This is a genomic window from Chitinophaga flava (assembly GCF_003308995.1).
Lineage (GTDB): Bacteria > Bacteroidota > Bacteroidia > Chitinophagales > Chitinophagaceae > Chitinophaga > Chitinophaga flava.
In genome coordinates this window covers 2,378,901-2,405,413 of record NZ_QFFJ01000002.1, presented here as the reverse complement: position 1 = coordinate 2,405,413, position 26,513 = coordinate 2,378,901, and the positions used below count along the sequence as shown (strand labels likewise).

Annotated in this window: 25 protein-coding genes and 2 tRNA genes; 17 read left to right on the top strand and 10 right to left on the bottom strand. The window is 43.0% G+C overall.

Annotation, left to right across the window (positions count from 1 at the left end; genetic code table 11):
* Positions 1-67: 67 nt before the first annotated feature.
* A complete protein-coding gene (locus tag DF182_RS25815; protein WP_113618645.1) occupies positions 68-3,073 on the top strand; it encodes a sensor histidine kinase in 3,006 nt (1,001 codons plus the stop codon).
* Between the two features lie 2 nt (positions 3,074-3,075).
* A complete protein-coding gene (locus tag DF182_RS25810; RefSeq protein ID WP_113618644.1) occupies positions 3,076-3,819 on the top strand; it encodes a LytR/AlgR family response regulator transcription factor in 744 nt (247 codons plus the stop codon).
* A gap of 132 nt (positions 3,820-3,951) precedes the next feature.
* Here the strand turns inward: DF182_RS25810 and DF182_RS25805 are convergent, their stop codons facing one another.
* Together DF182_RS25805 and DF182_RS25800 are read right to left on the bottom strand one after the other, a co-directional pair.
* Positions 3,952-4,239, bottom strand: coding sequence for a putative quinol monooxygenase (locus DF182_RS25805; protein WP_113618643.1), 288 nt, complete (start codon positions 4,237-4,239; stop codon positions 3,952-3,954).
* Positions 4,236-4,847, bottom strand: a complete 612-nt coding sequence (locus DF182_RS25800) for an NAD(P)H-dependent oxidoreductase (protein WP_113618642.1) — start codon at positions 4,845-4,847, stop codon at positions 4,236-4,238. Before DF182_RS25800 ends, DF182_RS25805 begins: the two co-directional genes overlap by 4 nt.
* Positions 4,848-5,160: 313 nt before the next feature.
* On the opposite strand from DF182_RS25800, the gene DF182_RS25795 reads away from it, so the two are divergent.
* Together DF182_RS25795 and DF182_RS25790 are read left to right on the top strand one after the other, a co-directional pair.
* Complete coding sequence (locus tag DF182_RS25795) at positions 5,161-5,532, top strand: winged helix-turn-helix transcriptional regulator (RefSeq protein WP_113618641.1); 372 nt, start codon at positions 5,161-5,163, stop codon at positions 5,530-5,532.
* A 378-nt stretch (positions 5,533-5,910) separates the two neighbouring features.
* A complete protein-coding gene (locus DF182_RS25790; RefSeq protein WP_113618640.1) occupies positions 5,911-7,032 on the top strand; it encodes a hypothetical protein in 1,122 nt (373 codons plus the stop codon).
* A gap of 144 nt (positions 7,033-7,176) precedes the next feature.
* On the opposite strand, the gene DF182_RS25785 is transcribed toward DF182_RS25790, so the two are convergent.
* The 4 genes from DF182_RS25785 to DF182_RS25770 all read right to left on the bottom strand — a co-directional run bounded on the left by DF182_RS25785 (position 7,177) and on the right by DF182_RS25770 (position 10,017).
* Complete coding sequence (locus tag DF182_RS25785; protein WP_113619732.1) at positions 7,177-7,584, bottom strand: RidA family protein; 408 nt, start codon at positions 7,582-7,584, stop codon at positions 7,177-7,179.
* An 89-nt stretch (positions 7,585-7,673) separates the two neighbouring features.
* A complete protein-coding gene (locus DF182_RS25780; protein ID WP_113618639.1) occupies positions 7,674-8,795 on the bottom strand; it encodes an oxidoreductase in 1,122 nt (373 codons plus the stop codon).
* Positions 8,796-8,878: 83 nt separating this feature from the next.
* Positions 8,879-9,475, bottom strand: a complete 597-nt coding sequence (locus DF182_RS25775; RefSeq protein ID WP_211327210.1) for a Crp/Fnr family transcriptional regulator — start codon at positions 9,473-9,475, stop codon at positions 8,879-8,881.
* Between the two features lie 131 nt (positions 9,476-9,606).
* On the bottom strand, positions 9,607-10,017 hold the full coding sequence (locus DF182_RS25770) for a DUF3592 domain-containing protein (protein WP_113618638.1): 411 nt from the start codon (positions 10,015-10,017) through the stop codon (positions 9,607-9,609).
* Between the two features lie 393 nt (positions 10,018-10,410).
* On the opposite strand from DF182_RS25770, the gene DF182_RS25765 reads away from it, so the two are divergent.
* Positions 10,411-10,686 carry an RNA recognition motif domain-containing protein gene (locus DF182_RS25765; RefSeq protein ID WP_113618637.1) on the top strand — a complete coding sequence of 92 codons (276 nt, stop codon included), beginning with the start codon at positions 10,411-10,413 and terminating at the stop codon, positions 10,684-10,686.
* Between the two features lie 317 nt (positions 10,687-11,003).
* On the top strand, positions 11,004-11,411 hold the full coding sequence (locus tag DF182_RS25760) for a cold shock domain-containing protein (RefSeq protein ID WP_245957562.1): 408 nt from the start codon (positions 11,004-11,006) through the stop codon (positions 11,409-11,411).
* Positions 11,412-11,548: 137 nt separating this feature from the next.
* Here the strand turns inward: DF182_RS25760 and DF182_RS25755 are convergent, their stop codons facing one another.
* Complete coding sequence (locus tag DF182_RS25755) at positions 11,549-12,301, bottom strand: acyl-CoA desaturase (RefSeq protein WP_113618635.1); 753 nt, start codon at positions 12,299-12,301, stop codon at positions 11,549-11,551.
* A gap of 355 nt (positions 12,302-12,656) precedes the next feature.
* A tRNA-Lys gene (locus DF182_RS25750) sits at positions 12,657-12,729 on the bottom strand.
* A 154-nt stretch (positions 12,730-12,883) separates the two neighbouring features.
* On the opposite strand from DF182_RS25750, the gene DF182_RS25745 reads away from it, so the two are divergent.
* From DF182_RS25745 to DF182_RS25735, 3 genes are all read left to right on the top strand, one after another.
* Positions 12,884-13,750, top strand: coding sequence for a pseudouridylate synthase (locus DF182_RS25745; RefSeq protein WP_211327209.1), 867 nt, complete (start codon positions 12,884-12,886; stop codon positions 13,748-13,750).
* Between the two features lie 119 nt (positions 13,751-13,869).
* Entirely contained in the window at positions 13,870-14,433 is a 564-nt protein-coding gene (locus tag DF182_RS25740; RefSeq protein WP_113618634.1) for a dihydrofolate reductase family protein, read from the top strand.
* Between the two features lie 263 nt (positions 14,434-14,696).
* Positions 14,697-15,356, top strand: coding sequence for a hypothetical protein (locus tag DF182_RS25735; protein ID WP_113618633.1), 660 nt, complete (start codon positions 14,697-14,699; stop codon positions 15,354-15,356).
* 133 nt (positions 15,357-15,489) lie between these two features.
* On the opposite strand, the gene DF182_RS25730 is transcribed toward DF182_RS25735, so the two are convergent.
* Entirely contained in the window at positions 15,490-16,050 is a 561-nt protein-coding gene (locus DF182_RS25730) for a GNAT family N-acetyltransferase (protein WP_113618632.1), read from the bottom strand.
* A 177-nt stretch (positions 16,051-16,227) separates the two neighbouring features.
* Here DF182_RS25730 and DF182_RS25725 point away from each other — a divergent pair, with 177 nt between their 5' ends.
* The 6 genes from DF182_RS25725 to DF182_RS25690 all read left to right on the top strand — a co-directional run bounded on the left by DF182_RS25725 (position 16,228) and on the right by DF182_RS25690 (position 22,750).
* Positions 16,228-16,593, top strand: a complete 366-nt coding sequence (locus DF182_RS25725; protein ID WP_113618631.1) for a nuclear transport factor 2 family protein — start codon at positions 16,228-16,230, stop codon at positions 16,591-16,593.
* Between the two features lie 809 nt (positions 16,594-17,402).
* Positions 17,403-17,747 (top strand): hypothetical protein, encoded by a 345-nt coding sequence (locus DF182_RS25720; protein ID WP_147243549.1) that lies wholly within the window; start codon positions 17,403-17,405, stop codon positions 17,745-17,747.
* Entirely contained in the window at positions 17,731-18,117 is a 387-nt protein-coding gene (locus DF182_RS25715; RefSeq protein ID WP_113618629.1) for a hypothetical protein, read from the top strand. Before DF182_RS25720 ends, DF182_RS25715 begins: the two co-directional genes overlap by 17 nt.
* Before the next feature lie 17 nt (positions 18,118-18,134).
* Positions 18,135-19,268: a glutathionylspermidine synthase family protein gene (locus DF182_RS25710; protein ID WP_113618628.1), complete on the top strand. Its 1,134-nt coding sequence runs from the start codon at positions 18,135-18,137 to the stop codon at positions 19,266-19,268.
* Positions 19,269-20,603: 1,335 nt separating this feature from the next.
* Positions 20,604-21,074: a hypothetical protein gene (locus DF182_RS25695; protein WP_147243548.1), complete on the top strand. Its 471-nt coding sequence runs from the start codon at positions 20,604-20,606 to the stop codon at positions 21,072-21,074.
* 2 nt (positions 21,075-21,076) lie between these two features.
* A complete protein-coding gene (locus tag DF182_RS25690) occupies positions 21,077-22,750 on the top strand; it encodes a tyrosinase family protein (RefSeq protein WP_113618624.1) in 1,674 nt (557 codons plus the stop codon).
* Between the two features lie 340 nt (positions 22,751-23,090).
* On the opposite strand, the gene DF182_RS25685 is transcribed toward DF182_RS25690, so the two are convergent.
* A tRNA-Lys gene (locus DF182_RS25685) sits at positions 23,091-23,163 on the bottom strand.
* A 296-nt stretch (positions 23,164-23,459) separates the two neighbouring features.
* Between DF182_RS25685 and DF182_RS25680 the strand changes: the two genes are divergently transcribed.
* Complete coding sequence (locus DF182_RS25680) at positions 23,460-24,845, top strand: aminopeptidase P family protein (RefSeq protein WP_113618623.1); 1,386 nt, start codon at positions 23,460-23,462, stop codon at positions 24,843-24,845.
* Positions 24,846-24,863: 18 nt separating this feature from the next.
* Positions 24,864-26,180, top strand: coding sequence for a hypothetical protein (locus DF182_RS25675; RefSeq protein ID WP_113619730.1), 1,317 nt, complete (start codon positions 24,864-24,866; stop codon positions 26,178-26,180).
* The last annotated feature ends 333 nt before the right edge of the window (positions 26,181-26,513 follow it).

Sequence of the window (26,513 nt, the reverse complement as noted above, 5' to 3'; positions counted from 1 at the left end):
TTATCCGATAATACTGGTGTCCCGATCGCATAAAAGTAGCACGACGGGCCGTATTATTAGCTAATCTATGCGCCTATATCACCATTTAAATACTTGTTTGCTGACTATACGACTAACGCTGATCTTACTATTCCTTACCGCGGCCAGAGCGCATTGTCAGGACCCATCCTATACGCAGTATACTGTTAAGGACGGCTTGCCGGGCCCTATTGTATACCAGGCTCTCCAGGATAAAAACGGCTTTATATGGTTTGCCACCAACCAGGGGGTAAGCCGGTTTGACGGCAAATCATTTAAAAACTTCAGCAAAGCAGATGGCCTGCCCGACAATGAAATACTGAAATTATACATAGATAAACATAATAATATGTGGTTTATCTCCGGAGCTGGTATCCCTGCTTTATACCGTGAGGGGAAGATCTGGAGTATGAAACATTGTAAAGGTGTTTTTTCCATTACGGAAGACTTTACCGGGGACTCCATTTACCTTCATAGCAGTTATTCTGAAGGGACGCAACTGGTTAAAGGCTATTATGTATCGTCTAATAAAACGGATCAATGGAAATTTACCCATCATACTTTTTTCCCCGATGATGATTTTCTTCGATCGACCTTATTAAAAGGGTCTACCGAAAAAAAAGTCAATTTTTACTTCTCACTGGCAGGTGACTCTACCTATAAACTGGCGATAAAAAGTAAAACCAAAACCCGTAGTTATACCTTTCCTTATCTCCATCTCGATGGCTTTTTCCCCTTTAACATTAAATTTCTGCATACATATAATACCAGGAAGGGCTCACTCCTGTTTGTCACGGAGGTCTTATATGAAGCAGACAGCTCAGGGTTAAAAGTCATCTGTCCGATTCAATCTCTTCAGTTAAACTACCGCAACACCAATTCCATTTTCTGCGAGAATGACTCTATTTTATGGTGCTGCTCGAGAGACAAAGGGCTGATCCGGGTAACCAACTACGCCTCCTCCCACCGGATAGTCCAGACCTTTTTCCCGAAAACCTACTGTACATCGATTATAAAAGACCATGAAGGCGGATATTGGGTGACCACTCATAATGACGGGGTTTATTACCTTCCCAATCTGAATGCGTACTATCTGTCAGGCCTAAACGATCTGGCCTCCAAAGACGTAAAAACCATTAAAACGATTGATAAAAACCGTATGGTGGCAGGTTTTGCCAACGGAAACATCCTGGAAATACATCTTCCTGATATAAAAAGCAAGGCATACACCCAATGGAACAGCAGCAACCTCAATAACAGGATCATGGACATCAAGCCCTATGGCCAGCGTCAGCTGATGGTGGCCAGTGATTACGGGCTTCATTCCCTTAACGCTGACAATACCAGTACAACCATTTTCCATGGTATCAGTATTAAAGGAATACACCTGATATCCGATACTACTATAGCCGTTGCCACCAGTGCTGGCATTCTTATTATGACACCCCATGAAAGAGAACCCCGGCCAGTGTTAAAACATAAAGCCACCTGCATCAATGGTCTGGGCAAAAACTACTACTGGGGCTCTATGAATGGCGTATACGCCTTGCTCAATGATTCCATTCACTACCTGGGCACACAATACCCGCAGCTAAGCGGTATTATCAACCGCATCAATATTGCGCCGGATTCGGCCATCTGGATATCAACACCGGAGGGCCTCCACATACTGAAAAACGGTCAGCTAAGCACCATCGGAAAAAAACAGGGATTACTGAGTGATATTTGTAAGGATGTATTTTTTGATGGCAATATAGCCTGGGTATCCACTGATCAGGGTATCTCCCGCATCATCTATCGCTGGAATCACAATACCCCCATCTATTCCATTTCCGGGATCACAGAAAACGACGGACTTATTTCATCTGATGTGAATCAGACCACTGTCAGCGATAATTACATCTGGGCCGCCACCGCCAGGGGAATTTGTTTTATGTCTAAAAACGATACTCCCCGTGCCATGCTTAACCCGCTTATCAATATCAATACAGTTATCAGAGATAACGATGAAATTGTTCCCCGCGATACGGTGGCGATAGACTATAGAAAAAATAAACTCCGCATCGAATTATCCGGTATTTCTTTCCGGAGTGGCAAACAAACCACTTATCAGTACCGGTTCAAAAACCTGGACAGTAACTGGACCAGTACCGCTACCGATGTACTGGAATTTTCCACCTTGCCCTTCGGCATTCATACCTTTGAAGTAAGGGCCGTAGATCGCTGGGGCAATAAAAGCGATCCTGTAAAAAGAATCACCATCACCGTTATCCCTCCCTTCTGGAAAACATCCTGGTTTATATTTTTTACTTATCTCTTTACGGGCGCCCTGATCGGGTATTCCGTTTATGTTTATTTCAAGATACAACAACGTAAAAAAGACAAGATCTATCAGGCTAAAAAGGAAATGGCAGAACTGGAGATGAAAGTGCTGAGAGGACAAATGAACCCACATTTTATCTTTAACTGCCTGGGGTCCATACAGCATCATATCCTACGGGCAGATATTACAAATGCCAACTTATATCTGTACAAATTTTCGAAGCTGATACGGAATATCCTGCAATACAGCATTGCTGCCACCATTACACTGGAAGAAGAAGTAGAAGTACTGGAGCTTTATCTGGAACTGGAAAAAGTACGCCTGGGAGAGCGCATGAACTATGTGGTAGAGGTCACCCCTGACATCGATCCTACCTTTATCAATATCCCCTCTATGATTATTCAACCCTATGTAGAGAATGCCATTAAACATGGTATCACTCCGCTGGTGGACAGAGCGGGGAATATCAGAATCAGTTTCAACCGGGAAAACAACTACCTGGTATGTATTATTGATGATGATGGCATCGGTATACGGGCATCGTTAACCGCTCAAAAAGCCAATTTCTCCGGATATATATCCATGGGTACCGGCATCACCAAAAGCCGGATCGATGTCATTAATGCCATCCAAAAGAATAAAATATTGCTGGAAATAATCGATAAAGAAGCATCCAATCTATCCGGTAAGGGCACCATTGTCCGCGTATCTTTTCCCATATTAAATGACTAGCTATGACTATAACCACTGTTATTATTGAAGATGATGAAAAAAACATGCATGTAATCTGCGACCTGATCCGGCAATTTGCGCCGGACCTGGAGGTAGTTGGCACCGCCAGCCATATCTCAGAAAGCATAGAGCTGATTGAGAACAGAGCACCACAGCTGGTATTCATGGATATCCAGATAGCTGACGGAACAGGATTTGATGTACTGCGTAAACTATCTGCAAAGAACTTTGAACTGGTTTTTATAACTGCATATGATAATTATGCCCTCAAGGCATTCAAGTTTGCGGCGATAGACTATTTGCTGAAACCCGTTGGCCTCAATGAGTTCAGAGAGGCTGTTGACCGGGCACGTACACGGATAAACGAAAAAACCAGACATCAGCATGTGGACACCCTGTTACACAACCTGGCCCAGCAAAGCAGCCAGGACAGGAAAATAAGCGTGGCTACCGTCAACGGGTTTGAGTTTCTCGACCTCAAGGATATTATCTGGTGTCATTCAGAAGGCAGCTATACTACTTTTCACCTGGCGAACAATATGAAGGTCACCTCCTCCCGTGGCCTCGGATTTTATGAGAATCTCCTCGGTGCAAATAACTTTTGCCGCATCCATCAATCTACGATCATCAACTTACGTTTCATAAAGAGTTATATCAAAGGAAAAAACGGCTATGTGACCATGACAAACGGTGTCAAGCTGGAGATTTCACAACGGCGTAAAAATGATTTCCTGAATACGCTGTGATGATATAGTTTTCCGAAAATGACAGGTCATTTTCTGCCGCCGGAACGATTTATTATTAATTGTTTATTTCACAATTATTCCGATAAGGGATAATATCTGCCGGCGGCCGGACAATGACCTGTAATCTGCTCTTTATATTTTTTTAGTCAGATAAACTTTGGGGGCTTCCTGCAATTTGTCCTGCGCCAAAGCAACAAATGCCTGGATATAAGGCTGCTGGTTGTGGCTGTCAAGTCCTTCCCTACTCTTCCATATTTCATAGAAAACAAACAGGTTTTCATCTTCGGTTCCCTGATGAAGGTCATACTGAATGCAGGCTTCTTCCTTTCTGGTTTCCTTTACCATATTCTGTAATACTGCTACGACCTCATCGCGATGTTCGGTCTTTGTTTTGATAATCGCGGTCAAATAAATGCTCATGATAATTGTTTTTCAAAAGTGAATACTCCTTCCAGATGTTTGAGATAGCTATGACGATAGTTGTCAACCCGCTCCTGTGTAGCATTTTTTTCCAGGTCATGAAAATGAAACCCTTCTATTCTGTCCATCCCTACAAACTGGTTCATTTTGTGAAACCCGAACATAACGCCATCATCGACTGATTTTTGGTCGAAAAATTCACCAGGCAAGGTAAAAGCTGTATCCGGCGCGTTCCAGGAAGTAGTGACCATATATTTTTTGCCCTGCATCAGTCCGCCGGTGCCATAATTGATAGCAGGATTTTTACGGCTTCTTCCATCGCTGGTATACATCCCGTTTTGATGGCCCGCGGTGAACACTTCATCGATATACGTTTTTAAACGGTTAGGCACCTGGAACCACCATATGGGGGTGTGATAGATGACGATATCTGCCCATTTAAAGTTTTCCACTTCAGCCATGGGATCAAAGTCGTCGCTGATATTGGTAACTCTGTATTCGAATCTTTTGTGACCCAGGAATCCTGTTGTCCAGTCCGTTAGAGAGTCGTTGAACTTCCCGCCGGAATGCGCGAAAACCTGTCCACCATTGATAATGAATATCTTCATTTGTATCATTTTAATTATTGATAGTGCAAATTTCCATCATAATTATTAATCATTAAAATAATTTAAATTAGGCATCTACATCAGAAAAATGATAGCTATGAGAAAGAAAAATGGACCAGCACGATAGCAGTTACCGGTTGTTGCATTACAGGTTTGCCTCTACAAAGGATCTGGTATAATCTTCAATCAGCAGTCTTACGGCTCTGAACTGCTTCGGTGTCTTCTGTACTATAATTATTTTAGTTGCATGACTATTTTTAGTATGATACATTTGCAATATCTATCCAAACAGATAGATTAAAACGAATGACAAATGAAAACAGAGTGTATTGGAGATTATGTAAAATTTAACGGGAAAGCCTACCCTTGTACAGTTAGTTTAACCATGAATCTGATCGGAGGAAAATGGAAAGCCGTAATTCTTTATCATCTCAAAGATGGGGAGAAAAGATATAATGAACTCCGTAAAGAGATACCTTCCATTACGGAAATGACGCTAAGTCTGCAATTGAAACAATTAGAAAAAGACGGATTGATAACAAGAAAGGTATTTGGTAAAAAACCTCCGGTTAAAGTCGTTTATGACTTAACCAGATTGGGGGAAAGTTTTGTACCGGTACTGGAAGCCATTACCCAATGGGGCAACAAAGCAGTGACAGATAATGGAGAATTTGTACACAGTTAGTTACAGGCGGTTGAAACGCATATAACCAGGCTTGGTCAACCTGCATAAAGTATGGAGAACGTTGTATAAAAGAAACCCCGCTAAACATTCCCCCAAATAAAACCTTTGCTCAGCGCAGGTTTTGCAGTTCCCACACAACTCAAAAATGCTGTAATGAGCCCTACGGAACCGATCAGAACAACGCAACATACCATATATGGGTTTCTGCCGATGGTATTGCTCAACAACATCTCTCTACTATTTCTATAAAATAAAAATAATTATCACTCTGAATTATCATAGCAGTTACACATGGTAATTTCATGGCTCAACCTATAATCACTTTCAAGAAAACTGATCACTCGAAACCCGATTTTTAAATTCCCTCAACACAACGCTATGAGCAGTAATTCCATCTACGTTGCAGGCGGCATCGCCGTACTCCTATTGTTTGGTGCATGTACCAAACAATTAAAAAACGATCTTTCCGATGCTTCAAAGGAAAAATTCTCCGCCAGGGTGGCAGCGGCGGCAGCACCTGATCCTGACGGATTAAAGCTTCACACATTCCTGAGAGCCAATGGTCCGGCATATGAAACCTACACTGTAGACCTCCAGAAGGGCGCTTCCTTTACCACTAAAGGCGGCAGAACGTATATTATTTCTGATAACTCACTGGTAAAACCTGATGGCAGCCCTGCTACAGGTACCATCACTTTCTCTGTAAAGGAAATTAGTAATGCTGCAGGTATGATCTTCGCAGACAGACCTACCGCCACCAACACAGGCGCGCCACTGGAATCCTTCGGTGAATTTTTTGTTTCAGCAAACCAGGGCACAACACCGTTACAATTACGTAAAGACAGCGCCATCAAAGTTCAGGTACCTGCCAAACCAGTTGACCAGCGTATCCCAATGTGGAACGGTGATACCTCTATCACTATCAACACCAGTGGTTACAATTATGTAAACCAGCTCATCACTTTATCTACTACCATTAGCGCAAACAAAGGCATAGACTGGCAGCAGGTAACAAATCCGGCTTCTGCATACGCACTGTTTGATGGCACCAATGGCACCCTCAACTTCAGACTGGACAGCCTCATCAAATGGACCAACTGCGACAGATTAATGAGTCTGCCAAATCCGAAAACGACCGTACTGGCCTACTTCAACTCCAATTACAATCCGGCTACCAGCACCAGCTTTAGCGGCGAAGAGCCTACCATGCTGTACTTCAAACCTACTGGCATCAATAGCATCATCAAATTCTATAACACCATCTTCACTCCGCCCCCAGGCTTCGAAGGGTTCCTGAGCTATCAGAACGCCATTCCTGTAGGACAGAGCGGCACTTTCCTTGCCATCTCCTCTATCGGCGGTCAGTTCTATGCTGAGCAGAGAACTGTAACTATCAGCGCCCCTGCTGCAGGCCAAAACTATACTACAATAACTTTCAATCCGGTTCCTGTTAGTGCAAGCACACTTGTGTCGCTGATCACCAGCATGAACACCAAATAATCAGGCACAAAAGAATAGCCGTTAACAGGTTGATTAACGGCTATTCTTTTTATTACAGGCATCACTCTGAAGTTAGTAGAAATTAAAAGCCTTCAGATCAAATGATCTGAAGGCTTTTTCTGTATACCATTGACGACAGTATTTTTACTGTTTCCATTCTGCTGCATCATCTGCCACAGCCACTGCTTCTATTTCTATCAGCGCATCAGGAGAATAAAGGGAAGATACTTCCAGTATTGTGTCTGCAGGATAAGGAGCGGTAAAATATTTACCTCTCAAAGCAACGATCTTATTAAAGTTACCCATATCCTTTAACAGGATAGTTACTTTTATCACATTTTTGAGACTGGAACCACCTGCTTTCAATACTCTTTCCAGGTTCTCAAAAGCCTGGGTAGCCTGCTTGTCAAAATCACCGATCCCGATTAATTGACCATGATCATCAATAGCTGTTTGTCCGGAAATGAATAAGAGATCACCGGCGCGATAGCCCTGAGCAAGGCGGAAAGGTTGATACGGATCTGGATTGATTTTTATTTGTGAGATTTTCATTTTGTTATTTTTTGTTTGATAGTTTGAATTGTTTTTTTGTCCAAAAACGTGCATGCTGTATAAGCTAACGAGTACTAAAAAAAGTGTTTTCATGAGATAGTGATGTGTTTGGATTTGATAATTGCATTTGTATGTTTGATCGTGGCTTCGGGCCAAAGCATATCAGGATGGAAGGCAAGGGATGGTGTTCCGTTCAGTGTGTGCAAAGGCCAGGCCGGATCGGCCAGGGCAGCCTTTCCTATAGAGAGAAGGTCGGCATGCGATTCTTCGATAACCCTGGCGGCCCTTGTCAGTTGGTGCATTCCGCCGTTAGCGATGATCACCTTGCCGGTTATTTGTTTTGCCAGTGCGGCATAAGAGGTGCCATTGCTGTAAAAGCTATCTCGCTCCCACTCTCCGGTTTGAACAGCAATATGAATAAAATCGGGGGCTGTTTTTCCGGCTTCCTCCAAAATTTCGATGGCCATGGCCGCACCATCTTTCCAGCGGTATTTGAGATCATTAACCTTTCCTTCTGATAGCCGTATACCTACCAGGAAATGCACTGGTACAACCGCTCTGATAGCATCAATAATTTCAGCGATGATGCGGAAACGGTTGCTGGTATTGCCTCCATAATGATCTTCACGAACGTTTAATTCGGGTGTAAGAAACTGATCGAGCAGGTATCCGTTGGCAGCATGTAATTCTACTCCATCAAAACCAGCCTGGAGCGCGAATTTGGCGGCATTTACAAAACCTTCTTTAACGGTATTAATATCTTCCGGGCTCATAGCCTTCGGAAAGGGGTAAGCGCCTGTACCTCCATATTGTGCCAATTTAACGCCTACCGGTTGTATAGCAGAAGGAGCAATCGTTTCCGGAGAGTACTGGGATAGAGCGCCTGCATGCATCAGTTGTGCAATGATAAGGGCACCATGTGTTTTCACCTGTTCTGTTACTGGTTGCCAGGCTGCTGCATGAGAAGGGGAGACAAGTCCGGGTTGATGAGGATAACTTTTACTCGCCATCTCATCTGTGTAACTGCCTTCGGTGATGATCATACTGAACCCTCCTTTGGCAAATGCAGTATAATAGTCTGCCATCTCACTAGTGGCCAACCCTTCGGAGGTAGCGCTTACGCGGGACATAGGCGCTATCGTCAATCTGTTTTTTAATAGATGTCCCGGCAATTGCAACGGTTGAAATATTGGATGTTTTATTGTGTTCATAAGTATGTATGTTATGAACACAAAAGTATTTCACACGTTGCCGTTGCAGGTATAACTATTATAATAAATGAAATTAAACTAATTTAATTTTTCAGGTTACTTTTCCTGATCTGGCTTAGGAATACAGGTGTAATGCCGAGATAAGAAGCAATATGCTTCAGGGGCATACGCTGATCTATGGAAGGATATTTTTTTAATAACTGCGCATAACGTTCTGCCCCTGTGAGGGTGATATTATTCAGAATACGTTCATCTTGTGAGGCACATGCATTTTCATTGAGTATACGCCAAAAACGTTCGAGCGCTGGTACCTCTTTCAACAACTCTTCTCTTGTATGCTTTTCGATCTGTAATACAGTGACGGGTTCCATGGCTATAATACTGCGTGTAGCCGGTTCCTGCCTAATAAAGCTTTGCAAATCTGCTATCCACCAATCTTCCAATGCAAAATGTAACGTATGTTCATCTCCCTGATCATCTACATAAAAAGAACGCAGAAATCCTTTACACAAAAAACTTTCATGTCTGCAAATATCGCCTTGCTGCAGCAGGTATTGCCTGGGCAATAAGTTCCGTAATGTTAGGGCATCGCAAAAAAGTTGCTTTTCATCAGCCGTTAAGGTGACCCGTGCAGACACATGATCAAGGATCATATCATAATAGTTGGAGAATGTAGACATCACAAAATTTTGCAGGCAAAGATATCAGATCAAATTTATAGTTATGCGAATAATTACCGGTATTTATACGGGGGTGAACAACAACATCCACTCATAATTTGAAGCATCATCTGCTTAGCATTAAATAACGGTTAATGGCTTTCATCCTGCAATCTCATCAATGGATTAATCAAATAGTAGCTCAAACCGAAAATAATCAACGGAATAGCGATGGCAATAGAAAATATAGTCCAGTTGAAAAGCCAGAAATAACCCATCATCGTAACGGAACCTGGATTTCCGGGGTCGTACAGAAAGATGGCTTCTTCTCCGATATGCCAGGTTGCCGGGCTATTTGCAACTGAATGGTGGTAAATGATCTCGTCTTCTTTCGTTTTTACCACAAAAACCGGAGAGTAAGCTCCATCACCGTCTTCCTCCAGCGAGATAACGATACCCATGGCACGTTCGCTTCTGCCAATGAAATCAATAGACTGCTTCAATTTGTATAATGAAACGGCAAGCAAAATGAGGCCGGTTAACAAAGATAGTTTGTATCCCATAGATGATTTGAATGCTGTTAATTATTCTAGCCCGGAAATTTTTTCACTACAGTATAATGGTTTTCGATTTTAAAAATAATTAAAATCAGGCATTATATGGGTAAAAAGTGTCTGAAATAGTGTACATAAGCCCTCCTCCTGTCTTCATTTTTACACTATTGCTTTCTCAGGCGAACTATGTTTAAAAATGTAGCCGATAAGCAATTGAATAATGAGCAATTTCAAAATAATCCCGCATTTATTCAATTTAAAGCCTATCTTTAATATAGTTACATTACAAATTGCATTAGGCTACTGCCTCGGCTTCCTCTGATTTAGTCTGGATTACTCCTCTTCTTCCTCAGTCTTCGCTTTTCCAGCTGCCATATTCCTCATATTTAAAATTTTACCCTCATGAACATCTTTGTTGGCAATTTAAGCCGCGAGACAACTGAGCAACAGTTAACAGCCCTGTTTTCTCCATTTGGCATTGTACAGAATGCTAAAGTAGTTATTGACAGTTACACCGGCCGTTCCAAAGGGTTTGGTTTCATAGAGATGCCGGATGACGCTCATGCAGAGCGCGCTATCCGGAATCTGAACGGTACTTCCGTTGACACGCAGACTATCGTTGTCAATGCAGCAAGGCCAAGAACGGAAAGAGAGCGTTTCCCCAGGACAAGATACTAAGACATTATTTTACATATCTCTTTTATCTCTGATAAAAATTTATGTTAGAACCCTGTCTTGTAAGGTTTCTGAAAAGGAGCCTTACTTTTTTCTATTGTATTCAGTCTGACATTATACCGATATCAAAGGTATGGTGATGTACACATGGGAGATGATAATGATGACAGCTCTGCCATTAGAAACATGAAAGATTTCTGAATACATGAGCTTGAGTGGTCAGAATAGAGAACAATCACGCAATAATGCGATTTAACTAAAACGAAGTAATTATGAGTGAATCATTTTCAAAAAAAGAAAACAGAAAAAAGAAAGCCAAAGTGAAAGAAGACAAGATGCAAAAAAAGCAGGAACGGAAAACCAATAATAATAAAGGTAAGAGTCTGGAGGATATGCTGGCCTACGTGGATGAAAATGGAAACCTCAGCTCCGTACCTCCCAAAGAAACTAAAAAAGCAGAAATAGATTCAAAAGACATCCGGATTGGCGCTACTCCCCGACCTCCGGAAGAGACCACAAGAACCGGAGTTGTTAATTTCTTCAATACCTCAAAGGGATTTGGATTTATCACTGATGACAAATCCAGAGAAAGTATATTCTTTCATATTAACGATATATCAGAGCCTGTAAAGGAGAGAGATAAGGTATATTTTACGCGGGAAAAAACACCGAAAGGTTACAGTGCAACTGCTGTAAGAAAGGCTGGTTCCGAGTCAAAAAAGTTCTGATAAAGGAACTATTGGAGATCGGATATCAGCATTTATTGAAATATACCTACAGAGGCCAGTTAACAACATTGTAGCCAGCGGGAATTACTTTTACAGTGCCGCACATGAATGTTGTTAACTGACTTAGGTATTCATTCTCAGGAAACAACTATCTCCTTCCTAGGACTATGTACCAGCCTGATAACCTTTAAATAAGACAATAACCGGATGATATGATATACCGGATCCACCTCAAACCAACGCTGTCCGAAATTCACAGAAGAAGGATGCTTATGGTGGTTGTTATGATAAGATTCTCCCAGCATCAATACATCTACAAACAAGAGGTTCATGGCTGTATTTCTTAACTTGAAATTGATATAACCATATTTGTGTGCAAACCAGTTAACTATCGCTCCATGAAATGCCCCCATCGACACTACAATTGGTAACAACAGGTACTGATATGGATTTGTGGCAAACACGACAAAAAATAATACATAAGCCACAACCCATAACAATCTGGAAAGACTGCTGTTGGCTAACTTGTCAAACCAGCTCCACTTTGGCAGATTCTTGGTGTACCGTGCCTCCACTTCCACCTTATTATGGAGAATCTGCTGATATGCAGTTCTTGTATCCCACATCATCGAAAATATGTTGGGCGAATTTGAAGGCGAATGCGGATCCAGCTCCGTATCTGTATGCGCATGGTGCAGCCTGTGCATAATAGCATATGCCCGGGGACTCATATATGATGAGCCTTGTGTGACATAGGTAAATAAAAAGAAAAACTTTTCCCATCCCTTACTCATTGTAAACGCGCCATGAGCGGCATATCTATGTTGAAAGAAAGTCTGAGAGAACAATGACAGGTACCAAATGCTGGCAAAAAAAATAAAGATGACCATATTTGAAATTTTTAAAGAAGCGAGGAATAAATCTCAAATATGTCAATAGAATAAATGGAAATATAAAGCGCTACTCGGTGAGTAAGGCTATAAAAATAACCCTTTACTTGTTAACAAAATGGTAAATGGTGATTGGCCATTTCAAATTCACACGAAACAACCCGATCTCAAATGCCCCCCAGACATAGTGGAGAGAACAAAAGGATACTCTAAAATCAGATCTTTTCGTATCAGGTACAGATATCAATAAACATACAAAAACAAAGATTAGAATACCTGCTGACAAATTTAATGACAGGGACACTTGACTAAAAAACAAAACCCCGCGCCATGCGCGAGGTTTGAAACTTGTCTGTGATCCCGCTGGGACTCGAACCCAGGACCCATACATTAAAAGTGTATTGCTCTACCAACTGAGCTACGGAATCATTTTCTACCATACACCCGGTGTATTGGGGCAGCAAATGTAAGGAAATATATTTCATTATCAACTTTTTATATGATTTTTTTTTGACTGGGCATATGATACAAAGCATGGAAACACTGTTGTACATAACACAGTAATTACAAAATCGCCTACCTTTGCGCTTTTTTAAGCCGGCCTGTCAAGGCTGGAGCCGTATGCCAACAAGCGTGTATATGACCGATGTAGAAGACGATTATGATCAATCTGTAACTGAACAGGAACAACAAACAGGCACGGCCTTCTGTCGTTTTACGGACCAGGACACTGCCAGGGCTATGGCCGAAACACTTACTTTTAGCCTGAATGATAGCATTCATCCACTTTGTGAAATTGCGGTTGCTGAGCTTCAACAACATCTTGCCCTGCAAAGTGAGTGGAAACATAATTTTGGCCTGGATAACAATGGCGATGGCGCTGTTATTGGTAAAATGTTCGGCGTACTCGTAGTACGAACCCGGCATGGAATATTGGGTTATCTGTCGGCATTTTCCGGCAAGCTGGCAAATGGAAATCATCACAACCGATTTGTAGAGCCCATATTCGACGGACTTAAAACAGGCAGCTTTCTAAATGCCGGGATGATTCGTTTATCAGAAATCAACAATGAAATTGCCGCTCTTTCCCAGGAAGATGCTATCCTCCATCAACCAGCCATTACACAGCTAAAGGAATTGCGTAAAGCTCATTCCATCACGCTACAACGAAGACTCCTGGAGCAATACAACTTCATCAATAAGGCAGGCCATTTTAAAAATATGGTAGATATCTTTACCACCCACGGCTATAAACAACCGCCTGCAGGTGCCGGGGAATGTGCTGGTCCGAAGTTGCTGCAATACGCATTCCGTCATCAGATGGAGCCTTTGGCTCTGGTCGAATTCTGGTGGGGCTTATCTCCCAAATCAGCCACCTGGAAACATGGGGCCTACTACAAGCCATGTAAGGAGAAATGTGCGCCAATCCTGGACTATATGTTAAGCTAACAACACACAACCATGTTCAGGGCAGAGGCCGCGAATGCGCAATTCCCCCTGTCTTTGTCGCTATCACCCCTGCATCGCTACAAGGAGATGGTTTATTTTCGGGAACAAATCTCTGACTTATGCGCAAGCTAATTATGAAAATGTCGATCTCGGTTGACGGTTTTGTTGGCGGTCCCAATGGAGAGAAAGATTGGGTCTTCCAGAGCTCTGATGAAGCTTCGAGGGCCTGGAGTGTCGGACAAATTGTGGAGGCCGGCCTGCTTATTATGGGCAGGAAATCGTTTGAAACGCTGGCAGCTTACTGGCCAACTGCAACAGGGCCCTTTGCCGCACCAATGAACGAAACCCCCAAAGCTGTATTTACCCAAAAAGGGTTTAAAGTATCGCCCGACACTGCTGCCTCCTGGGCTGATACGCGGGTCTTCGACGGTGATCTTGCTGAAAGTATTAAACTACTGAAACAAGAACCCGGGAAGCCCATTCTGGCATTAGGCGGCGCCGGGTTTATGCGCAGCCTGATAGGGACAGGCCTCATCGATGAATACCGCCTGGCAATCCATCCGACAGTGTTAGGCGCGGGGCTGCCAATCTTCAACGCCTTTGCAAAGCCACTCGACCTGAAACTGGTTGCTGCAGAGGATTTCCCCGGCGGGATCGTCGTTCATACTTATAAGCCTGCATAAGAACTTCCCGCTCAAATATATTCTGAAGCCTTTTTCTAATTCTGTGATCCTGTTCGGATTGTTCCCGAACCAATTCCTTGGAAATTATGATAGACTCTCCCAAATCCAAGCCCAATCCCTTCTTTACAAGCAATAGCCTATCTATAAAACACCTATCAAAACCAGATAAGATTAGAAACAGAAAATAAAAATATACGTTTTAGACTATTTTTGTTGAGGAGAATCTAACCAAGATTACTATTTCCAAACATCAATCACTATCCATGAATTCTGAAATCAAAGCATTCCTCTCCAATGAGCTATCAGCCAATAAATCAGCATTTCTTGCTATCACCGATCTACACCCTTTACTTGAAGAATTCAGACCATTGGTACCGGAACTCTCAGCCGATGATAACGTTTCTGCATTTGTCGCTGAACTGGAAGCGAACATACGGAACTGGTGGACAAATCCCGAAAAGGATATTGACATGGAGACAGCCTTATTTGCTATTCTTTTCGAATACAGTGATCTGTTAACAGAGTCGGAAGAAGCGCTTGTATATGGAATAACTAAACTGGAGAATCCCATTCCTTTTCAGGTAACTCCATATGACAACCTCGGGAGTTATGATTTTGCGAATGGTTACTATGCTGTTCCTGGCGTTTCGCTGGAATGCTGTACTCCGTTAACTAAACTGGCCTACTTTAATATTGATGAAGATAAATATGGGCACCTTGATGTATTCGAGTTGGAAGGCTATTCCGAATTGAGTAATATTTATATGTATAATGCTTACCTGGCTTTGCATAAAGCCTTACAACATCTATATGATCATGATAAATTAAAAGGAGTCAGCATGAAAGATTCCTTTTACTTTTTAATAGGAGAGCATGACTGCGAAGTACAGCCGTTATTCGTAATTTCAGGAACTGCCCGTTAGCATTCTGACAATAATACATACCCAACAAAAAATGGAGTTGTGCAGAGAATATAACCTGTATAAAGAATGGGAAACAAAAAGCTGTTTTATAAAAGCAACTCGCCTGAAAGCTCGACTTAAAAAGCAAAACCAGTTACAATATTTTACTAAGAAGAACTGTGCTGTTTTCCTCCTTTTCTTTCTGAAAACCCAACTTTTCAACCAGGCGAATCGCATGATTATTGTCTACTTGCGTTTTACCTATGATTTTCTTTACATGATAGCGGTCCTTTGCGTGTTCAATGAGGAGATCAAAAGCCGATTGCATATAACCTTTCCCCTGGTAGGCTTTGAATAAGGAACCACCAATTTCAATTTCATTATTTTTCTGATCCCAGTCATGCAAGGCACAATCTCCAATAATGATCTCCGGCTGATTTCTTAGTCGTATGGTGAATAAGACATTACATAATTGAAGAATTCGGGTAGTAAATGCCAACGGTGTTTCATCTGGAAGAAAAGGATGCTCATTCATTCTTTCGGTATATAGCTTGTAATATACCGAAGCATCCTTATCACTTAATAGTTTTAAAAGAAGCGTATCATTTTTTAGTTCCATCTGTTCAACCTCCCGGATATTCATGGATAGAAATGAAATATTAGTAAACAACGGTGCCTGTTTTTGTATGATAATGCTGGAAAGCTTGTTTTCCATCTGAACATTCTATTACAAAGTGAGGCATACAATGAAGCAATTTAAAGATAAAATTTTAAAGCGGATACCATCGGGAATTTTTTAAAATCTTCTTCTACATAAAAAAATAACCCCAGAGGAATTTGTATGCGGAGTCCAGACAACTAACCTATATTTGCCGCTTACAAACAGTAGTATATGTCAGCACCAAACGAACTGGAATTCATTGCTCACAAATGGTTCGAAGCATTCAATGAACATGACCTGGAAAAATTACTATCTCTGTACCACGATAATGCGATGCATTACAGTCCGAAGTTGAAAATTCGGCAGCCAGCTACGGGCGGCCTTATCAAAGGTAAGGAGGCACTCCGTGTCTGGTGGCAGGATTCTTTTGAGCGATATCCTCACCTGCAATATATCTTGCATACGTTAACCGCCAATCAGGACCGGGTATTTATGGAATATCTCCGTCAGGTGCCCAACGAAGAGGATCTGCTGGTAGGAGAAGTACTGGAGATAAAAGACGGCATCATTACTTCTTCCAGAGTGTATCACGGGTAGGCGGTTAAGGAATATAGGGGCCTCCTGATTCACCCCATCCTCAGCTTGGCATGGGTTGTTCTTCGTTCATTTTCAGCTCCGTTTCGTTGGAGTTGATAACAGCAATACGGGTGCCCCATTCCAGATTACAATATATCACAATAACGCATACACGCTTTTGATACATCTTTGAGTTACAGCAGGCACCTGCATTAACCGCAATCGAAAAGACAGTTTAATACAATGACCTATGGCGGCGTTATTGAAAGGATAAATGCATTTAATATCAATACGGGGAGTGGTTGGCCGCCCCCCGTATTATTAGGATAAGTTGTTCGCTCCAAACCTCCCTACACTTCTACCTATTGCGGATATAATATCTGTGTAGCACGGATATCCCATGTTGTAAATCCATTCCATGGCAGCACGGTTGAATTCATCCCAGAGTTGGGATCTGAAGCCGGCGTTCCGGGTATTAATGTGATGCTTTCCCCACAATAATGGTATCTCATCAAGATAAATAGATGACTCGCCCGGAATGCCTACTCTTCTTATTAGCAAAAAAGTATCAAATATGAGCCTGAACCAGCTTATTTGAGCGATAGTTATAGGACACTTAGGAGATACCCGGATGATAGTTATTGAATGCCTATAGAGTGCTTCCAGGGAAATACAGAAACAAACACAGTGCAATAAATCCTAATACTATTCTCTCTATTATGCTCGCTTATATTATACACATCAACCTTGGGGCTATGCTATTATACTTAAAAAATTTTATATAAATAATATATTCCCTTATTAACTTCGTACTATAATTTATACCCGCCATGAATAAAAAACTATACCTGTCAGGCGCCCTCATCTGTTGTATGCTGGCACAGGGAAGCTGTAGCAATGAAGCCAGTGAACCCAATAATGAAGACATTACCGATGCCATCGACAAAACAGGTTCTATTGAAACAGTACTCAGTACCAACCACATCGACAAGTTTCATGATGAAATGGTGACTACCCATAAAATCTGGACTAACTCATCCCTGTACAAAACAGTAGTGCACCGCGATACAATTCCTTCCCTGGGCCAAACCACAGAACAGGGCGAAAACGGGAACGGAGATACTACATCTATTAAACTTCAGAAGGATTACGAGATTTATGTCACCGTTCAATAAGAAACTTAAAAAATCGGCACACATACAACTGGTGCTGATTACCGCAATACTTGCCAGCTGTCATAAGCCTACTCCCCATCACCAGCGCAGGGTATTCATGCGCGGCGATACCACTGCTCCCTACAACGGTGTAAGAAATTATTATGGGGATGACAATGGATATTATTCCAGTAACAACGGATATCACCACCATTCGCATCTCTGGTACTATGCCTTCAGGCCTTATGGTCATTATTACAATGGTAGTTATACGCGTGCCGGTTACTATTCCGGAGGCCTCAGTGCGCATGCCAATACCGGTCGCAATGGTTTCAAAGGAAGTATTACCCGTGGCGGATTTGGCTCACATGGTTTCAGTGTTTCTTCCTAATTTCAATTAATTTTCAGATGCAACGAATTAGTATTCCTCCCCGCAACAACTGGCAGAGCGCCGTTGAGAAGCTGGGGTTTGGATTTCATACAACAGATATCCCCTACTGGGATGAAAGTGCTTATTACAAGTTTATGCTCAGCGAAATAAACAGAATTGAAAGCGCCACACAGGAGCTGTGGGATATGTGCCTGGGCGCGGTGCAATATGTAATGGACAATAACCTGTATCATCGCTTTGCGATTCCTGACGGGGCTATCCCTTATATAGAAAAAACCTGGCAGGAAGATCATCCTGCTATCTACGGCCGGTTTGATTTCTGTTATAAGAACGGTCATCTTAAACTGCTTGAATTCAATGCCGACACTCCTACTTCTCTCTATGAAGCAGGCATCGTACAGTGGTTCTGGCTTCAGGATTTTGATAAATCCAAAGACCAGTTCAACTCTGTTCATGAAAAGCTGATCGATGGCTGGAAAACGCTCGCATCTTACCTGCGTCCCGGCAAACTGCATTTCAGCTGTCTGAAGCAAACCCTTGAAGATCTTACCAATACCGAGTACCTGCGCGACTGTGCTATGCAGGCGGGTCTGGATACCAAGCTTGTATTTATAGACGATCTGGGCTGGGATAACAGCACGAGAACATTTATGGATTTGGAGAATGAGTCTATCAGGAACATCTTCAAGTTATATCCCTGGGAATGGTTGTTGAGAGATGATTTCGGAAAAAATATACCAGAAGATGCCAACCAGGCCTTCTGGATTGAGCCTGCCTGGAAAATGATACTCTCCAACAAAGCGCTGCTGCCTATCCTGTGGGAGATGTACCCGAATCATCCTAATCTGCTGCCAGCATGGTTCGACTCACACGGCATGAACCGCTTCGTGAAAAAACCTATTCTCTCGAGAGAAGGAGCCAATATAGAAATGGTCGACAACGGACAGCTGCTGCAATCCTCCGACGGTGGCTACGGCCAGGAAGGATATGTATTCCAGGAACTGTTCGAGCTTCCGGCCTATGATGGCAAATATCCGGTGATAGGCAGCTGGGTGATAGCACAGCAGGCCGCAGGTATGGGTATCCGCGAAGCAGACTCCCTTATCACCGATAATAAAAGCCGCTTCGTGCCTCATATGATTGATGGATAATTACATCAGCAGAATATCAATCCTGGTCCCTATGCAGCTGCCCGGCCGGGGGACCAGGAAAATATGGTAAAGTAGCCCTAAGACCACCCAACGTAATACTGTTCCGGAGATCCCGCATAGCGGCAAACCTACCAGAAGTATTGGAGACTCCGAATTTTTTCATTTGATCACAATGATATAGTGATATGACAGTTTTTTTATTCCGGGGGTAGTGGTGTTGGAATAGACCCAAAACAAAAAACCCACGCAGTACGCAGGTTTTTTGTTTCTCCAGTGATCCCGCTGGGATTATATCAGGAAAACCTGTGATTAAATTAAATTGTATTTCATGATAAAGCCCGCATATTTGCGGGTTTTATCATGAAAATGCCGGAAGTGGGGTGGGTTATACATGGGTTCCTGTACTACAGCCAAGTACACTGATTTTTGAAAAAATCAGTCCCTGCAACCGATAGTGTCCGTTTGTAGCAATAACCAATCGTCATTTCACCAATTCAACTTTGACGGGTATTTTTCCCCTTTTTTAACCTGGCCACACTTTCGCCAAAATAGATGCGTCGACCAAACCATCTGTATCAACAATCAAATTATTCTTTAAACACATACAAAATTAATACACATTTAAAATTCGCTCTGGCGACCCTCTTGGCGAAATGATTTTTTTATTTATTTTCGATTACATAAAAGTTATGGTTACCATTTTTTCATCACTCTAAACCCTCAAATAACCATCATACAAATGTTGTGGAATTACCCTCAGAAGGCAGGCCGGTATTAACTTCCCCTTAGGCGTTCATTTCTGCAAGACTTCTCTTATACAGCCAGAATTTTTCCTGATGCAGTGGTGTATCGAGTTCGCTCGTTCCATTTTCTGAATAGCAGCACCCCTGTTGATAGAATGATATATCCTTTGATAACTCAGCCTGGAGCAATTTCGGGCAGGGCATCTATTACCCGCAATATTTCTTTATTCTTTATTCCATAAATGAGATACTCTTATGAACACGCTCATGCAAACACAGAAAGACAATCATGCAGCTGTTAACCATGGGATTTGCGCCGGGTGCTCATCTCATGCTCAGCAAGCAAACTAAAAGTATCCAACAGCAAAAAAAGAATCTGGTATTTTCTTCCGATCCGCTTGAATCTGACGTTCCTCCAATTCATGTGAGTGTCGGGTCCCATAAAATGTTGTCTTATGAAAAATGGCATCCCCTATTTCTTTCATAGCAACCATTGCAGAGATGGTCCTGCTGCTTCTTTTAAACCCTTTTCCGTGGCTGAATTACGCATAAATATCTTTCAGCCTTTTCTTTTACAACATCAATATACGCTATGGAAAATTTAAATGAATGCAACACTTGTAATTGCCATGTCAGGCATTCCGGTGAGCAGCAATCATCGGGGACAATACCCTCGAAAACCGCCAGGAGTGTACCTTCGGTCATATTGAGCATCCTAATTGCTTTTTTCCCGAAATGTCCTATGTGCTGGGCTGTTTATATGAGTATGTTCGGTAGCCTGGGATTGGCGAAGCTACCTTATATGAAATGGCTGCTGCCCGTAATGATGATCTTCCTGGCGATACATCTTTTCTTTTTGTATAAGCGGATAAGAGTGGCAGGATACCTGCCTTTTATTATCAGCATGTTGGGTGCGGTTTTTATTATGAGCAGCCGCGCATTCTTCCCTGGCACACAATGGTCGCTGGTTGCGGGCGTTGGCATGATCCTGACAGGATCTTTACTGAGTAATTTCCCCAATGTATCCTTGAAACTTATTCACAAGAAACACAAAATTGCTTAACTATGACAAGAAATGGCATAGGCGTTCGCCGCTCTATAATTGAAATTCAGAATGATTATGATGCAGGCATCAATAATGATCTGGAAAAACTGATGACAGCATGGGCTTATATTAAAGCATTACCACCTACTGACCCTAACTCTTTTTTTGTGATAGGTGGGTATCACGGAGAACCATTTGCCGGGGAAGGCGCTACAAACCCGGAATGGTGGGGTGGCTACTGTAATCACCAGAATGTGCTTTTCCCCACCTGGCACAGGGTATATGTATACAAGCTGGAAAAAGCCCTGCAGACTACTCCTGGTTGTGAGGATGTAATGCAACCCTATTGGGATGAGACAGATTCCTATTCAACCACATATGGCATACCGCGTGCGCTTACAGCTCCGAAGTTTACATTCAAGGGAGAGTTCCCGCAGTGTTTGCGTGATAAGGGAATTGTACCTGATGATAATAATGCCATCGATAATCCACTTGCCTCATTTATTTTCCCTAAAAAAATAACTGACCAGGTGAACAATGACGACTCAGTTTATAGCAAACCACAAGGTTACCAAACAGTAAGATACCCGCTGTCTGGCCTTGTGGGCACGCCGCAGGCCCAAGCCACTACTTACGAGTATAATGCTAATTTCTTTGATCCGAACGCCAATATTGCCTTGCTGAATGCGAATGTATTACAATGGCTTAATAATGTGACTTACTACATACCCGGATGTGGCCCAGGAGACGGGACAACACGACCGGCAGGTATAGCAAAGGCATTCAGTGATTGTCTTGACGCTCCTATTTATACGATATTTTCCAATACGCAATCTGCTGCTTATTATGGTAAAGGGTACACTGCACTGGAGCATCCGCACAACGATATTCATTTGGCAGTTGGTGGTTTTACTCTTCCTACCGGCATAAATAACGGAGGCTATGATGCATCTCAGCTACCGGATGCAAATGGTGATATGGGCGAGAATGATACGGCAGGACTGGATCCCATCTTCTTTTTTCACCACTGTAATATAGATCGTGTGTTTTGGTTATGGCAGCAAAAGCAGGGTTTTACAGAACGTTTTGACATCATCGAAGACCCCGCAGATCTGGGTACCTCAAATGGTTTCAATGGCGGTGCCGGACAAGGCCCTGCCAACGGGCAAACGGAGAATGAAACACTGACTATGACAACTGCGCTAAAACCGTTTATAAAAACAGATACTACCTATTTCACATCAGAAGATTGTATAAATATTGAATCACAGCTAAATTATACCTATACCGATGGCTCATTGTCGCAAAACGATGTTGTTGCAGCTGCAAGAACTGCCAGTGCTCTTGATTCAAAGAGAAGCAATCTGCATCTCTATATTTCAGGACTTAGCAGAGGAGGTATCAAAGGCTCTTTTATTGTTGGTGTGTATGCAACCAAAGGGGATGATAAAAGATATCTTGTCGGTTATCAGTCCGTGCTGAGCCGCTGGGATGTTGGTGGTTGTGCTAATTGCCAGGCGCATCTGGGAATATCCGGAGCCGTTAGTCTGAATCAGTACACGGAGGAAGAGGTCAGCGGAATGAAATTTCATCTGGAGATTTTTGGCCGTGAGAAACAGAATACAGAACGCTTTAAACAGTTCAGAGCATTGGTTGCAGCGGATACGCCGCCTTATAAGCTGGAGGTAAGGTAGAATTCCTATTGATGAAAATAAAGAGGGCGTCTCAAAAGGCGTCCTCTTTTTTTTATGGAGTACCAAACTCAATGATGTGTTTTTCGTTTTTATAGTATGGCCAAAGGAAAATGACTTTCTGTAATCGTTAAAGCAAACCTTGAGAACCATCCAGTCCGTGTAGTGGATAATGTGATCGAAAAGACAGATATCACCTATAACTATATTTCTTAACTTAGTAAAAGCCGGTTAACCTGTATAAAGTACGGGAAAGAAATCGGAGTTATACAAAAGGAACTCGACTAAACGCTCAACTAAAAAACAAAACCCCGCGACTAGCGCGAGGTTTGTAAACTCTCTGTGATCCCGCTGGGACTCGAACCCAGGACCCATACATTAAAAGTGTATTGCTCTACCAACTGAGCTACGGAATCAATTTCCCTTGAAGGGAGCGCGAAGGTATAAAAAATATTTTCTTCTCCAAAAATATTTGAAAAAAAATTTTTAGCCTACAAACGACATCCTCTCCTGAAGCAGCTGTCAGATGAGGGAAAACAATGCTGCATTTGCTTAAATTGCGCTCTGGTAAATGCTGGAGAAGACCCCGGCACACTGACGGTTTACAATTATTAACCTACTCTATCCTCTTTTTAACCCTGTGATTTATCGTCCGCGTTTGTTGCTTATTTTTAGCATTGATAATATCTGCTAATTATTAAATCACCACCACGTGTTTTTAAAGGAAACTTATATCAATAGAAGAAACAAGCTGCAATCGGATATGGGCAGCGGTATCATTTTACTGCCCGGAAACGACGACAGCGGCATGAATTACAGGGATAACATCTACCCTTTCCGGCAAGACAGCAGTTTCCTGTATTTTACGGGAATCGACAGGCCCGGACTTACATTTGTGCTGGATATTGATAACAACCGGGAGATATTATTCGGTAATGAAGCCACCGTTGAAGAGATCATGTGGACAGGCCCTGTAGACTCTCTGGCTTCACATGCTGCCAGGGCGGGCATCTCAGACGTCAGGCCCTTATCGCAGCTGGACAACTTCCTGACACAGGCCGGGAAATTACAGCGCCCGGTCCACTTTCTCCCACCCTACCGGCCGGAACATACCCTGAAGCTGTCCGCCTGGCTGGATATCCCGGCAAAAGAAGTCGAACAGCGTGTATCCGTTAAGTTTATAAAAGCGGTAATCAGTCAGCGTGCCATCAAATCTGCAGAAGAAATTGCACAGATTGAGACAGCCGTCAACACCACGATAGATATGCAGCTCAAAGCTATGGAACTAGCGGCTGCAGGCGTCACTGAAACAGAGATCGCCGGCCGTCTGCAGGCTGTCGCTATCGCCGCCGGTGGTAATATATCCTTCCCCGTTATCCTCACAGCCAACGGACAGTTTCTTCATAACCATCCACATAAAACCGCATTCCGGGACGGACAACTGGTACTCTGCGACTGTGGCGCCGAAAATGCCATGCGATACGCTGGTGATCTTACCCGCACACATCCCGTTAATAAAAAATTCAGTACAGCACAGCGGGAAATTTACGACATTGTGTACCATGCCTACCAGACCGCCGCTGATGCAGTAAGACCCGGTATCCGGTTTAAAGACGTACACCTGCTGGCCTGCGAGCAGATTGCGGAAGGACTGATTACACTGGGCCTGATGAAAGGTAATGCCAAAGAGGCCGTAGCAGCTGGTGCACATGCACTCTTCTTCCCCTGTGGCCTCGGACATATGCTCGGACTGGATATTCATGACATGGAAGGTTTGGGCGAAGAGTATGTAGGTTATACAGATGACCTGAAGAAAAGTACAGCCTTCGGATTAAAGTCCCTCCGACTTGGACGCGAACTGGAAGAAGGCTTTGTGCTGACGATAGAACCAGGCATCTACTTCAACCCCTTGCTTACCGCCGCCTGGCAGGCGGAAGACAAACACAGGGAGTTTATTTGTTATGATAAACTGACCGCCTATAATGATTTCGGTGGCATACGCCTGGAAGACAACTTCCTGGTAACAGCCGGTGGCAGCCGCATGCTCGGGCGTCCATTCGCCAGAACAGCTGCAGAAATAGAAGACCTGATCGCATAATAAATGTCTTTTTATAACATGAGAAACACCCTGCGGCTACTGCCGCTTATATTAATCTTCGCCTGTAACACAGGCCCAACAAAGGATACCGGAAAACAGCAGCTAGACCTGCTCGCACAAAAGTATGTGCGCCTCGGACTGAATATCGGGCAGTATGATCCCGATTTTGTAGACGCCTACTATGGACCTGACTCCCTGAAGCCCGCGTCCAAACAGGACTCATTTCCGAAAGACAGCTTCCTCGCACAAGTGGATGCACTCAAAAAGGCATTGCAGGACATTTCCGGCTCAACAGACAATGATACCATCCGTATCCGCGCCAACTGGATCACACAGCAGCTCACCGCTTTCGGCCGCCGTATCAGGATATTCTCCGGCGAATTCAAACCATTCGACGAAGAATCCAAAGAGCTGTTTGGCGCCGTGGCGCCAGTGTATCCGGAAGAACACTACCACTCACTGATAACAGAACTGGACAGCCTGCTGCCTGGCAAAGGACCGGTAGCGGAGCGTTTCCAGCAACTAGCCAATCGTTTTGTGATCCCAAAGGATAAACTTGACACCGTTTTTAAAACAGGTATTGCCGAAGCCCGCAAACGTACCTTGCAGCATTATGGTCTGCCTGCCACTGAGAGCTTTACACTGGAATATGTCAGCGGCAAGCCCTGGATGGGATATAACTGGTACAAGGGAAACTATAAAAGCCTCATTCAGATCAGTGCCGACCTGAATATCTTCATAGAAAAGGCGATAGACCTGGGTTGCCACGAAGGTTATCCTGGTCATCACGTATATAATATGTTGCTCGAAAAAAATCTGTATCACGACAAAGGATGGGTGGAGATCTCCCTCTATCCGCTCTTCAGCCCACAGTCGCTGATAGCAGAGGGCAGTGCCAATTACGGAATTGAAATAGCTTTTCCCGGAGAAGAGAAAACAACCTTTACCAAATCAGTATTATTGCCATTGGCAGGCCTCGACACCACCGGCATCACTGCCTATTTCAAGGCACTGGACATAAAAGGCCGGCTTAACTATGCCCGCAATGAAGTGGCAAGAGGTATGGTAAACGGTAGCATGTCTGACTCCACAGCAGTACAGTGGCTGCTGAACTACACCCTGCTCAACCGCGAGGCAGCCGAAAAAGGATTGCAGTTCATCCGCAAAAACCGCAGTTACGTCATCAATTATAACTACGGCCAGGACCTGATCAAAAACTATATCAACGCCAAAACTGCAGCAGGACAACCAGATAAAAGATGGGATGCTTTCGGTTATCTGTTAAGCAATCAGATCACACCAGCAGACCTGATCAAAGCAGGAAGTACAAAATAAACGGTTCATCCGAAGATATAAAGAAACCCTTGCAGACTATTTCTGCAAGGGTTTCTTATTTTTTATCCTTTTTCAGGAAGTGCCATGTGTTATTTTGATTTATAGCTGCACCCCGCTAAATAGCCGAAAGAAAAGTAAAAAACAATACCAACGCGATTACAATCACTATAAACGCGGGAATCATCAATAGTTTTTTCCTTCCGGAGATCAGCGTCGTTTTAATCAATCCAATCAATCCTACAAAAGGAATGAAAATGATAAACAAAATAAGCGTCCTGGGATTGTTATACCAGGGAGTATAATTTAATGGTCTGATTTTCATATAGGGATATT

Excerpts from the sequence above, each read along its gene's own strand:
- DF182_RS25765 (WP_113618637.1), top strand. The coding sequence starts at position 10,411 with ATGAACATCTTTGTTGGCAATTTAAGCCGCGAGACAACTGAGCAACAG.
- DF182_RS25710 (WP_113618628.1), top strand. The coding sequence starts at position 18,135 with ATGCAACGAATTAGTATTCCTCCCCGCAACAACTGGCAGAGCGCCGTT.
- DF182_RS25815 (WP_113618645.1), top strand. The coding sequence starts at position 68 with ATGCGCCTATATCACCATTTAAATACTTGTTTGCTGACTATACGACTA.
- DF182_RS25725 (WP_113618631.1), top strand. The coding sequence starts at position 16,228 with ATGTCAGCACCAAACGAACTGGAATTCATTGCTCACAAATGGTTCGAA.
- DF182_RS25800 (WP_113618642.1), bottom strand. The coding sequence starts at position 4,847 with ATGAAGATATTCATTATCAATGGTGGACAGGTTTTCGCGCATTCCGGC.
- DF182_RS25790 (WP_113618640.1), top strand. The coding sequence starts at position 5,911 with ATGAGCAGTAATTCCATCTACGTTGCAGGCGGCATCGCCGTACTCCTA.
- DF182_RS25755 (WP_113618635.1), bottom strand. The coding sequence starts at position 12,301 with ATGGTCATCTTTATTTTTTTTGCCAGCATTTGGTACCTGTCATTGTTC.
- DF182_RS25735 (WP_113618633.1), top strand. The coding sequence starts at position 14,697 with ATGAATTCTGAAATCAAAGCATTCCTCTCCAATGAGCTATCAGCCAAT.
- DF182_RS25805 (WP_113618643.1), bottom strand. The coding sequence starts at position 4,239 with ATGAGCATTTATTTGACCGCGATTATCAAAACAAAGACCGAACATCGC.
- DF182_RS25780 (WP_113618639.1), bottom strand. The coding sequence starts at position 8,795 with ATGAACACAATAAAACATCCAATATTTCAACCGTTGCAATTGCCGGGA.
- DF182_RS25770 (WP_113618638.1), bottom strand. The coding sequence starts at position 10,017 with ATGGGATACAAACTATCTTTGTTAACCGGCCTCATTTTGCTTGCCGTT.
- DF182_RS25690 (WP_113618624.1), top strand. The coding sequence starts at position 21,077 with ATGACAAGAAATGGCATAGGCGTTCGCCGCTCTATAATTGAAATTCAG.
- DF182_RS25720 (WP_147243549.1), top strand. The coding sequence starts at position 17,403 with ATGAATAAAAAACTATACCTGTCAGGCGCCCTCATCTGTTGTATGCTG.
- DF182_RS25775 (WP_211327210.1), bottom strand. The coding sequence starts at position 9,475 with ATGTCTACATTCTCCAACTATTATGATATGATCCTTGATCATGTGTCT.
- DF182_RS25810 (WP_113618644.1), top strand. The coding sequence starts at position 3,076 with ATGACTATAACCACTGTTATTATTGAAGATGATGAAAAAAACATGCAT.
- DF182_RS25715 (WP_113618629.1), top strand. The coding sequence starts at position 17,731 with ATGTCACCGTTCAATAAGAAACTTAAAAAATCGGCACACATACAACTG.
- DF182_RS25675 (WP_113619730.1), top strand. The coding sequence starts at position 24,864 with ATGAGAAACACCCTGCGGCTACTGCCGCTTATATTAATCTTCGCCTGT.
- DF182_RS25795 (WP_113618641.1), top strand. The coding sequence starts at position 5,161 with ATGAAAACAGAGTGTATTGGAGATTATGTAAAATTTAACGGGAAAGCC.
- DF182_RS25695 (WP_147243548.1), top strand. The coding sequence starts at position 20,604 with ATGGAAAATTTAAATGAATGCAACACTTGTAATTGCCATGTCAGGCAT.
- DF182_RS25730 (WP_113618632.1), bottom strand. The coding sequence starts at position 16,050 with ATGGAAAACAAGCTTTCCAGCATTATCATACAAAAACAGGCACCGTTG.
- DF182_RS25785 (WP_113619732.1), bottom strand. The coding sequence starts at position 7,584 with ATGAAAATCTCACAAATAAAAATCAATCCAGATCCGTATCAACCTTTC.
- DF182_RS25740 (WP_113618634.1), top strand. The coding sequence starts at position 13,870 with ATGCGCAAGCTAATTATGAAAATGTCGATCTCGGTTGACGGTTTTGTT.